Annotated in this window: 6 protein-coding genes; 4 read left to right on the forward strand and 2 right to left on the reverse strand. The window is 36.4% G+C overall.

Annotated features, from left to right (window positions below):
• Together ABIQ28_RS12270 and ABIQ28_RS12275 are read left to right on the forward strand one after the other, a co-directional pair.
• Nucleotides 1–2,699: T9SS type B sorting domain-containing protein (locus ABIQ28_RS12270; protein WP_348037719.1), on the forward strand; the 2,699-nt coding region annotated here is incomplete at its 5' end.
• Nucleotides 2,700–2,790: 91 nt separating this feature from the next.
• On the forward strand, nucleotides 2,791–3,768 hold the full coding sequence (locus tag ABIQ28_RS12275) for a type IX secretion system membrane protein PorP/SprF (protein ID WP_348037721.1): 978 nt from the start codon (nucleotides 2,791–2,793) through the stop codon (nucleotides 3,766–3,768).
• 435 nt (nucleotides 3,769–4,203) lie between these two features.
• Here the strand turns inward: ABIQ28_RS12275 and ABIQ28_RS12280 are convergent, their stop codons facing one another.
• Nucleotides 4,204–4,725 (reverse strand): hypothetical protein, encoded by a 522-nt coding sequence (locus tag ABIQ28_RS12280; RefSeq protein WP_348037723.1) that lies wholly within the window; start codon nucleotides 4,723–4,725, stop codon nucleotides 4,204–4,206.
• A gap of 206 nt (nucleotides 4,726–4,931) precedes the next feature.
• On the reverse strand, nucleotides 4,932–6,566 hold the full coding sequence (locus ABIQ28_RS12285; protein ID WP_348037725.1) for a tetratricopeptide repeat protein: 1,635 nt from the start codon (nucleotides 6,564–6,566) through the stop codon (nucleotides 4,932–4,934).
• 422 nt (nucleotides 6,567–6,988) lie between these two features.
• On the opposite strand from ABIQ28_RS12285, the gene ABIQ28_RS12290 reads away from it, so the two are divergent.
• A complete protein-coding gene (locus ABIQ28_RS12290) occupies nucleotides 6,989–9,805 on the forward strand; it encodes a transcriptional regulator (RefSeq protein ID WP_348037727.1) in 2,817 nt (938 codons plus the stop codon).
• A 221-nt stretch (nucleotides 9,806–10,026) separates the two neighbouring features.
• On the forward strand, nucleotides 10,027–11,452 hold a 1,426-nt coding region (locus tag ABIQ28_RS12295; protein ID WP_348037729.1), incomplete at its 3' end, for a SusC/RagA family TonB-linked outer membrane protein.

An 11,452-nucleotide genomic window follows, 5' to 3' on the forward strand; every position in this document is an offset into this window, starting at 1 on the left:
GTTTAGAATATACTTTAGAGGATTTTGCCGGTGTGGTACCTACGCAAGTTAATGCAACAGGAATTTTTACAGGATTGCCAATTGGAAATTATAAAATAACAGTTATAAATAAAGAGACTGGATGTAGTTTGCAAAAGGTTCATTATGTAAACAATCCAAATACATTTGATTTGTCTGTGGACACTGTTGTTGATGTGACTTGTTTCAGTGGCTTTGATGGCAGTGTGAACGTTACTTTTATAGATAGATTTCCAACGCCAACCAACAAAGCAGGATCTTTCAGTTATACAGTTGTTAATGCATTAGGCGTTCACGTTGCTAATGGTACAACGCCAAATGCCGGGCCAATAAGCATCAAAGGTTTAGCTTCAGGAACTTATACCATTAAAGCGAGTTTAACAGGTTCACCATTTTGTGCGGTTGATAAGAATTTTACCATTACAGCACCAAGTGCCGCATTGACTATTTCTGAAACACATACCGAAATTACCTGTGTGAGCGGTAATAACGATGGCTCTATTTTTGCAACTGCAACAGGAGGATGGCCAGGAGGCTATGAATTTGAGTTATCAGGAGCAATGATAACTACAATACCGTATTCTACAAACGGATATTTTAAAAACTTATCTGCAGGAATTTATACAATAAGTGTAAAAGATAGTAGAGGTTGTATTGCTACAAAAACTGTTGAATTAACAAACCCATTGCCAATTACAGTTACAGCAAGTGCAGACATAAACATGTTAACTTGTTTTGGTGATAAAAATGCGACCATTACGGTTGATTTACCAACCGGCGGTCAAGGCAGTAATTATTCATATACCTTGAATATGATTTCGCCGGTTGCAAGTTCTTCAGGCCCTCAATTGTCACCTGTGTTCTCAGGATTAGGCGCAGGAACGTATACCATAACTGTAACCGATGGGTATAGCTGTAGTGCAACTTCTGTGAATGTCGATATTAAACAACCAACTCCAATAGTAGCGAGTTTGGTGGCAGCTACAACGCCAACATGTTTAACTAATGCAACATTAACATTGAGTGCAACAGGCGGAACAGGATCTTACATCTATAGTAAAACCAGCACGTTTGCAACAATTGAAGGAGCGTTTACATCGCCTATTACATTTGCTGTAACTCCTGGAACTTATAAGTATTATGTAAGAGATACCAATGGATGTTTGGCTGTAGTCACTAATGATATTAAGATTGATGCAGTTCCGGAATTGCAAATAAACCTAGATCTTACGAATGCTAGCATCAATTGCGCAGGGGATGATACAGGTGTTATTGTTGCAACCGCTCAAGGTGGATTAGGTAATTATGTGTATACTTTACAAGATGCTCAAGGGAAAGCTATTCCTGCGGTTCAAAACAGGCCGGGTGTATTTACTGAGCTTTTTGCAGGTATTTATTATGTGAAAGTTGATAGTGGCAATTGTCAGGACATTTCAGAAAAAATAGAGATTACCGAACCAGTTGCACCGCTTAATGTCGATTATTCAAAAATAGATGTAAGCTGTTATGGCGCTAATAATGGTTCAATTGAAATCATTGCCACAGGCGGTTCAGGTGCTATTAAATATGCGATTTCTCCACAATTGAATCAGTTTTTTGACAGCAATGTATTTGAGAATTTAGCGCCAGGTACTTATGATATTATCGTTCAGGATACTTTAGGATGCTATGAGCACCTTAATATCACAATAACTGAGCCAGCTGCTCCTGTGAGCATCATCCCAAATTTGATACTCTCAGAGGTTTGCCAAGGCGATAATGACGCGATGTTTAGCATTTCTGTTTCTGGCGGAATAGCCCCATATGATGTAAGTTTAGTTGGTTATGATGGACCTTACACGACAGGAACAGGATCCCAGTTTGATTTTACAGGATTGAAGGGTGGAGATCACGCTGTGTTTGTTCGTGATAGTAACGGGTGTGAATCTGAGTGGAACATCACCGTGCCAGAATCTGTCAAAATTGAACCGGTTGCTGTTGTTGACTATTTATGTGATGACAATTCGCCAGGAAATAGAGTGACAGTTACGGTTGATGCTACCATTACCGATTTGTCTGACTTGGATTATTCATTAGATGGTGGAAAAACTTATCAGGCTAGCAATGTGTTTAATGATTTGGTTATTGGAACCGGTTATTCTATTCAAGTCAGACATTCGGATGGTTGTATCCAGGAAACAGCACTATTTGACATTGTTCATGTAAATCCTTTATTGTTAGATTTAAATGATGGTGGATTGAATGAAATTGTAGCCCTGGCCGCAGGAGGAACAGGTGATTACAAATTCACGCTTAACGGTGAGGATTATGGAAGTACCAGTAGCTTCATTATCACAAAATCTGGTGAATATACCGTAACCGTAACCGATAGTAGTGGATGTGTTGCTATGGCCACAAGGCACTTTGAATTTATAGATCTCTGTATCCCTAATTATTTCACACCTAATGGCGATAATAATCAAGATACTTGGGCTCCAGGATGCGCCATCAACTATCCAAACATGGAGTTCAAAATATTTGATCGCTATGGACGTGAAGTAGGGAACTACCGTCTAGGACAAGCTTGGGATGGAAGATATAAAGAAAGAGAGCTTCCTACTGGAGATTACTGGTACATCATTAAATTAAATAACAGCAAGGACAATCGGGATTTTGTAGGTCACTTTACACTTTACAGGTAATATCAAGAATGAAGATGAGCTTTCAAATCAAGAACCTCGGGGCAAGCCTCGAGGTATTAAAACCCACTAGTGGGAAAATAAAACTATTCAGATGAAAAAATATATCTTATATACGCTCTTTTTAGTCATAACCTACGGACAAGCCCAAGAGTTGCACTTACCTGTTTTTACACAATATCTGGCGGATAATGCCTTTGTGATTTCTCCAACCTATGCCGGTATTGGAGATAATTTCAGAATCAGGGCCAATGGTTTGACGCAATGGGTGGGAATTAAGGGGGCTCCGGATAATCAATCCTTATATGCTGATTTTAGGATTGCTGATCAATCGGGTGTCGGGCTTACATTGTACAATGATAAAAACGGACATACCCGACAAAAGGGAGCTAAGTTTTCTTTTGCGCACCATTTGACCTTAGATTATTATTCAAAGCAGTATTTGTCCTTTGGAATTTCATATAATATCAATAGTTTTAGACTTGATATTGAGAAATTTCAACCCGGGTATGGGCAAGTTTTAGATCCGTATATTACCGATGATAGGTCAAACAATAACAATAACTTTGATGCCGGTGTGCTCTATAGAAACAAAGGTTTTTATTTTAGCTTCAACGCCAATAATTTGCTTACCAAGGATCTTGAAGATTTTATAGGGGCTGAGCCTAATCTGCTTTTAAATTATCAAATCTATTCAGGATTAATCATTCCGAATAAAAACAATAAGAACGTAGAGTTTGAGCCCTCTGTGTATTATCAAATGTTCACTAGTGATAGACGGTCAAGCACCGATATCAACTTTAAATACCGTCAGTACACCGGTAAAAATGATTCCGATGATTATTTCTGGGCAGGACTATCGTACCGTTTCTTAAATGACCAATTTTTAAAACCATTGAATATTGGTCCGATGGCTGGGATTATGAAATCCAAATTCTATTTCGCCTATTCTTATCAAGTTACGACCAATGCCATGGCAGGTTATAACTCGGGTACGCATATGATTACTATTGGACTCGACTTCCTGCAAGGCATAAGCAATTGTCCGTGTACGGGTAATCCAGTGCGTTAAGAATAGAAATTATGGACATGTAAGTATTTAATTTTAGAATCACTATTGTCCGGAAAAGAATTAGGACACTTCGACAAGCTCAGTAACCGCCGCTTCGATGATAGAACCAAGAACAAAGACTAAACTTGTAATTAATTGAAAATAAGTGCTGTGAAATTCATAATTAGAATGGGTTATGATGTTTTAGCAATAGTTTTCAAAAAACCTCGAAATGAAGGAGATTGAGGATCAAAAACATTTAAAGACCTTTATTTATATCTATTCTTAGTAGATCAACGCAACTTTAATCGGACAACAATGATTTAGAATTAACGAAATTGCTAAAGAGACTTTTGGTAGTGCAGGATTTCTTTAACAATCTCAAAAAAACCTCAATAGTCATGGACCGTTGAGGTTTTAAATTTTCTGAATTTGACTAAATTTTTTGTCGGATATTTACAAACCATAGTCAAGCGGATTTACTTTAACAACCTTGGTTTTATTGCCTTTTTTAAGTTGTATTTTATAAATGATGTCCGTATCACTATTCAACTTATAGTTACTGGTGCACCATGATTTGTGAAATTCCCATCCTGGATGGGCTTTGGCCAATTGAGAACCAATAGCGTAAGGAATGGCAACATTTTCATATGTGCCTTCTGATTGCAGCAATTTACCATCAGCATCATAAATGGCATCAATACGATTTTTGCCTTCAGTAAAACTCACACTATAAGTGGTTTTCAGGTGGGATGCGTAAACAGCGGCACTTTTGATGTCATAGTTGAACGCCTGCCCCTCTAATTTTTTTGATTTTTCCGCCAAATATTTGACTTCATTGGAATTTTTAAAATTTGGAATACTCTCATTTTTGTTTTTTAAATTCAGGTTAGAGGTTTCTGTGTAGGCGAAGTCAGTTTGGGAGTGCGAAAATTGTGCGAATCCTATCAAAAGGAAGGTAATCAATAGTGTTTTCATAAGTTTTTGATTTAAAGATTAAAAGAAGATCATTTTACTCTTGTTATGATGATGGAAACCATACATTAAAACGTTTAGCTAATTTAATTCTTTGTTGCTTTAACTCATTGATTTTTAGATAGACAACCAATGGACATCCAATAGACAATTGATAGACAAGCGTTCGGTTTTGGATGGTTGACAATGATTTTTAGGATGCTGCGCCGTTAGAGTTGAATGATGAAGTCATCGAGATTGACATCATCTTCCAGATGCATTTTTTTGCGCATTCGATAGCGGCTTGTATTTAATGAGGCATTCGTAATGTTTTGAAAGGTCGCGATGCTATGACTCTCCATTTTCAATCGGATAAGAGAACAAAGACGGATTTCGTTTTTAGTTAAATTTGGAAATAAGCGCATAAGCGTGGTATAAAATGCATCATTAAGTTTATCTAATCGCTCATAAAACACTTTACTGTCTCTGTCAAATTGAACTTTATTTTTTATATCCAACTCCAGTTTTTCTAATAGTTCACGTCTGTCTTTTTGATCAGCAGTTTTTAGCAGCTTTATTTTTTCAGACAACATTAATGCCCATTCTTGATTTTGGGTTAAGTTGAGTGCGAAATCGGATAAATCACGCTGCTTTGATTGAATTTTAGAATTCAGCTGTTCCACCTTTAAGCGTTCATTTTCCAATTGCTGCTCTGCCAACAACTCCTTGTTTTTAGCATTTATTAAATGCTGTCTGCGACCTAAAAATAGAACCAGCAATAAAACGATAAAACCTGAAGATATAAGCGTTGATATCCACAATTTAGCTCTTTGACTTTTAATTTTATTTTCCTTTTCAATACGATCAATCTCAAATTTGAGAGCTACGCGATCTACACTAATATTGTTCAGCTCATCACGCCATTGACTATCTTGTAATGCTGCAATGGTTGCCAAACTGTCCGAAAAAGAAAACCTATCGCTTAATATTTTATAAGCCAATGTCATATTATTCTGTGCTACATACAGATTTTCTTTGGCCGAAAGAAATTCAATTTGAGAATCGGCTAGAAGCTCCTTCCTTGTTTTGGCATCTTTGACTATAGAATCTACTTGAAAAAGAACGTTCTGTGCTTGAACAAGATTTTTTAGTTTAATGTTTGAGTGTACCAATTGAGCTCCAGCACTAATAAGTCGCTGAATATCTTTTGTTTTAGTCGTCTCAATGATTCCTGTTTTATAGAATTCAAAGTTGGTAGCATACAATGTTTTTGCCTGAGCATATCTATTTTGATCCATGTAGACATCTGCAATATTGTCTCGAATGCTTGCAATAAGTGAATGTTCAGGAAACTTTTGTTTAGTAATTTCATAAGCTTTTTCAAAATAGATCAAGGCAGAATCACGATCTTTTTTTGTCCTATAAAAAAATAAACCATAATTATTTATTGCAGAAGGGTAGAAGATAGAAGAAAAGCTATCATTAAAACTAATGTTTCTAATGTGATGAATAGACGCACTATCCACATTATTTATCTTTGCATAATTTTCGGCCAATATTCCACGAGCATAACTAATTACTCCGACGAAGCCCTCGATTTCATCTGCTGATAATTCTTTGTGATGAGTTTCATAATAGTGAAATAAGTCATTATAGGAAGCAATGGATTCCTTATAAAATCCGATAGCTTGAAACCAATTTCCTGAATGTAAATAGGCATTGATCACAAATGCAGGTCTGTTTTTAATAAATGGCAAAAGATCCAGACGTTGGAAATGTTGTGAAAGATAGATCTCTAATTGTTGCTCAGTAAAGGACGTTCGTTTGTATGTTTTGAAATCATCCTCTGGAAAGGATTTAGCCATTTTGGAACTTAGTTCCTGATAGTTTTCATAAGCTTCATCACTTGTCAATTGTTGTTGACAAAGCATCGGAATGTGCCAGAAAATAAAAACACAGAAAATGAGGTAATGCAGTCGTTCCAAAGCGATTGTTTGATTTTCTATTGGGAAAACCTATCAAATATAATAAATATCTTGGTGGTATTAATCCTGTGTTTGAATTGGGTTTTCAGCTGTTAAGCGATGAATTCTTCCAAACGGATGGAGATAGAATTATACTTTAAATAAATTCAAAGTTGATATTACGATCGGAAGTTATCCTTTAATAAATCGTTTCGTTCGGAGACCATTTAAACCTTACTAACAATCCTTGTCATAAATTTCGTTTGAACACTTCATTTCCATTACATTTATAGAATTGAAACTTCAGACTCCAATTCATGATCATGAAATTTAAATTGCCGTTAACCTTTCCTGTCCACATTTGGATGGCGCTTTGTTATTTGCTTTTTATAAACAACTTACAGGCACAATATGCACCTCATTTTCAAAATTATGATCTGTCCCAATACAATGCCGGAAACCAGAATTGGGGTATTTCCAAAGCGGATGATGGCCTTCTTTATGTCGCTAACAATAAGGGGTTGTTGGAATTTGATGGGCTTAAATGGACCTTGAGCGCACTTCCCAATAAAACGACCATTCGCTCTGTATTGGCGGTAAATAAGAAAATTTATATCGGTTCGTATGAAGAGTTTGGGTTTTGGGAACGCAATAAATTTGGACTGCTAAAATATACGTCTTTAAGTGAACAGCTGAATCCGAAGGAGTTTTTAAACGAAGAGTTTTGGCAGATCATCAAGCTGGGGGATAGCATCATCTTTCGGTCATTCTTAAATGTTTTTATCTATAAAAATGGTAAAATCAATAAAATCACACCGCCTTCGACCATACTTTCTTGCGATGTTATTGACGAAACCTTGTACATATCCACATTAAAAAACGGCATTTTTACGCTTGATCAAGGAAAAATAATTCCGCTCATCAACCATAAAGATTTAATCGAGACTAAAATAATCTCTATTTCAAAAAAGAAAGAACAACTTTTTATAACCACCTCCTTACAGGGCATTTTTACTTATGAAAACGGCGCTTTAAGTCCATGGAGATCTGAAATTACTACCATTCTCAAAGAACAACAGCTCAATGCGTTTTCGGTCATGGCGAACGGAAATATGATTTTCGGAACCATAAAAAATGGCGTTTATATCACAGATTCTAATGGGCAAGTTCTTTTCAATATTCACAAAGAAAACGGACTGATTAATAATACGGTGCTCTCGCAATTTGTGGATGGTGATGACCAACTTTGGTTAGGATTGGATAACGGATTGGCGTGGGCAGATTTAAGAAATCCGTATCTGTTTTACAATGATGTTTCAGGAAATTTGGGCGCTGTATATGATGTGATTCAATATCAGGATACGGTTTATATTGGCAGTAATACCGGTTTGTACTATATCGATGCACACAATATATTACAATTTATTGAAGGTTCTCAAGGACAGGTTTGGGATTTAAAAGAAATCGAAGGCGACTTGTTCTGCGGACATAACAATGGCACCTATCTTGTAAAAGACAAAAAATTGAAACTTATTTCGCCATTTACTGGGGGTTGGATCATTAAAAAGGTCATGGGAGTACCAAAAACCTACATCCAAGGTACCTATGCAGGCTTGGTTAAATTTAAGAAAGAAAGTACGGGTTGGACCGCCAAACATTTGGGGCAAACCACCATACCAAGTCGGTTTTTAGTATTTGAAGATCCTTATACCGCTTGGGTGGCACATGCTTATAAAGGTTTATATAAAGTGAAGTTCAATAGTTCATATGATTCTATTCTGGATATCAAGAATTATGAAAAAAAAGGACTCTGGTCCACTTACAATGTTCGCGTCTATTCAATTAAAAACGACATTTCTATCAAGACCAATGATGGTTGGCAAAAATATGAACCCTTGTTGGATTCTATTGTGCCCTATCCGTTATTGAATAAAAGTTTTGGAAAGTATTCCTATATCGTTTCTGAAGATGACATTGCTACTTTAGCCGTCAAAAACAACAATAGCATCCATTTTAAAACCTTTCCTGATGATGGTTCTCCAGCCTCACTGAATGACAAGTATTTTAAAAAGCGTCTCATTGTAGGCTATGAAAACATCTCGAAACTTAAAGATTCCATTTTGGCCTTAAGTTTAAACAACGGATTTATGATGTTTAATAAATCAATAGGAGCCAAGTCACACGCGTTGCATCCCACATTTTTTGAAAGCATTAAAATAGACAGTCAGCGCATTGTTTTAGATGCCATAAAATCAGTGGAATTGCCTAATGATTTTAAGACCTTTAGTATTTCTCTGACCTCTCCAAAATCGAAAGATCACTTTTTTGAATACGCCATGGCATCGGTCGATACGGCGATGCATTGGTACAAAATCGAAAATAATAAGTTAGAGTTTTCAAATATAAGTTATGGACAGTATGACTTCTTATTTAGAACTTCCAATCATTTGGGACAAAAATCATCTGTCAGTAGTTTAAAGGTCATAGTCTTGCCACCTTGGTATCGATCCACACAAGGCTATCTGTTGTATGGCTTATTGTTAGTATTAACGCTCGCCTTATTTTATGTTCTCCATCGAAGAAAGATCGGAAAAGAGCAACGGTTGTTGCAGTTGAAATTCGACCAGGAGCAACAAGAAATTCTCAAAGAAAAAACCATTGAAAATGACAGGCGCATTGTGGAGCTTAAAAATGAGTCGTTAAAAAATGAAGTCAAATTAAAAAGCAAACAGCTTGCCAATACAGCTATGGCTTTAGTGAAAAAGAATGAAACCCTTTTAGAGCTTAAGAAGGAAATTTCGACGCAAAAGAATGCATTTGACAATCACTTTTCATATAAAAATCTCATAAAAAAAATAGATTCTTCCATTAGCCATAAAGATGAATGGGCCGTATTTGAATACAATTTCAACCAAGTTCATGAAGAGTTTTTCAATCAATTGAAAAGCAAGCATCCAAAGTTAAATGCTAAAGATTTAAGAATTTCTGCCTACATCAAAATGCACTTATCGACCAAGGAAATTGCGCCATTATTAAATATCTCCATAAGAGGTGTGGAAACTCAAAGATATCGCCTAAGAGTCAAATTAAACCTTGATAACGATCAATCCTTAACAGAATACTTGGTTAATTTCAAATAATCATACTTCATCGCCTTTATTTTTCTATTTTTTATACGTCAAAACTACGTCAATTCTAATCTACTAATACGATTTCGTCGTTTTTCATGTATCTTAACGCTACGTCATCATTGAGTTTTATGATTATTTTAACGTTGGCGTATCTAAGGTGTAAATGAAAACTTCTTCAAGCATTTTATTCATTATATATTCGATTAACTAACACAATAAATTCAAACTATATGAAAGCAAGACTAGTTTTATGTTTATTTTTTCTTTTCAGTTACGCTGTTTCCTATGCTCAGGAAACTACTGTTAAAGGAACGGTAACAAGTGCAGAAGATCAGTTTCCTGTTCCGGGTGTTAACGTGATTATTAAAGGAACATCAAAAGGGACGAGCACTGATTTTGATGGTAATTATTCCCTGAAAGTCAGCAAAGGCGAAGTTTTGGAATTCTATTCTTTAGGCTTTAGGTTAGTTTCAGTGACCATCAATAATCAGACAACAGTAAATGTTAGCCTAGAAGCAGATGTTGAAGCTTTGGGCGAAATCGTTGTTGTAGGTTATGGAACTCAGAAAAAGGCAGATTTAACGGGTGCAATTACTACCATCAAGGCTGAAGATATTGAAAAAACACCGGCAAGTAATGTCATGCAATCCCTTCAAGGTAAAGTTGCAGGCGTACAAGTAGTTGGTGTTGGATCTCCAGGCGATTCGCCAAAAGTAAGATTGCGTGGTGTAGGAACCTTTGACGGAAGCAGTAATCCGCTTTATGTGGTCAATGGGATGTTTTATGATAATATCGACTTTTTGAACACTAGTGATATCGAGTCTGTTTCGGTATTGAAAGACGCGTCCTCATCAGCTATTTTCGGACAAAAGGCTGCTGGCGGCGTTATCATTATTCAGACAAAGGCAGGTAAATTGGAAAAGAGACCAGAATTTGTTTACAATGGATACACCGGTTACCAATTTGCACAAAATGTGTTGAAAATGGCCAATGCTGAGCAGTTTGCAACCATGGCCTATGAGTCAGGTTCCCAACCGGATATCAATAAGATTCAAAGCGCCATACAACGATTTGGGAGAAGTAGAGTAAACCCTAATCTTCCCGACGTCAATACGGACTGGTACAAGGAAATTTTGCGTCCGGCCACCATATCCAGTCATAGTGTAGGTGTGAATGGCGGTGGAGAGAATGTGAATTATTCGGTAGGTGCCAACTACTTTTCCCAAGATGGTATTTTGGATATGAAAAATGAATATGAGCGATTTAATATTCGTAACAGTGTGGATGTGAAAGTTTCTGATCGTTTTAAAATGGGAAGCAATATTGTTTTTAGTAACGCTACTAAATACAATGCTGAGGATGCTGCATGGTTTCAGGCCTATTTTGCCGTTCCCGTGTTACCGGTTTTTGATCCTTTAAATACGATGGCAAAGCCAGTGGATTATTCTGATGCTACGAGACTTGGATACCGAAACTCTCAAAATCCATTTCCAACAATGCGTTTCAATGAAAATCAGTTGAAAATCAGGAAATTATTGACCAATATTTATGCGGAGTATTATTTTATACCAGCGAAGTTGTCGATAAAGACTTCCTATTATAATGACTATTCTTCCATTGAAGAGCGCAATGTAAGATTTCCTTATTTCATTTCTG

Origin of the sequence: Gelidibacter sp., assembly GCF_039916245.1 — a bacterium.
Lineage (GTDB): Bacteria > Bacteroidota > Bacteroidia > Flavobacteriales > Flavobacteriaceae > Gelidibacter.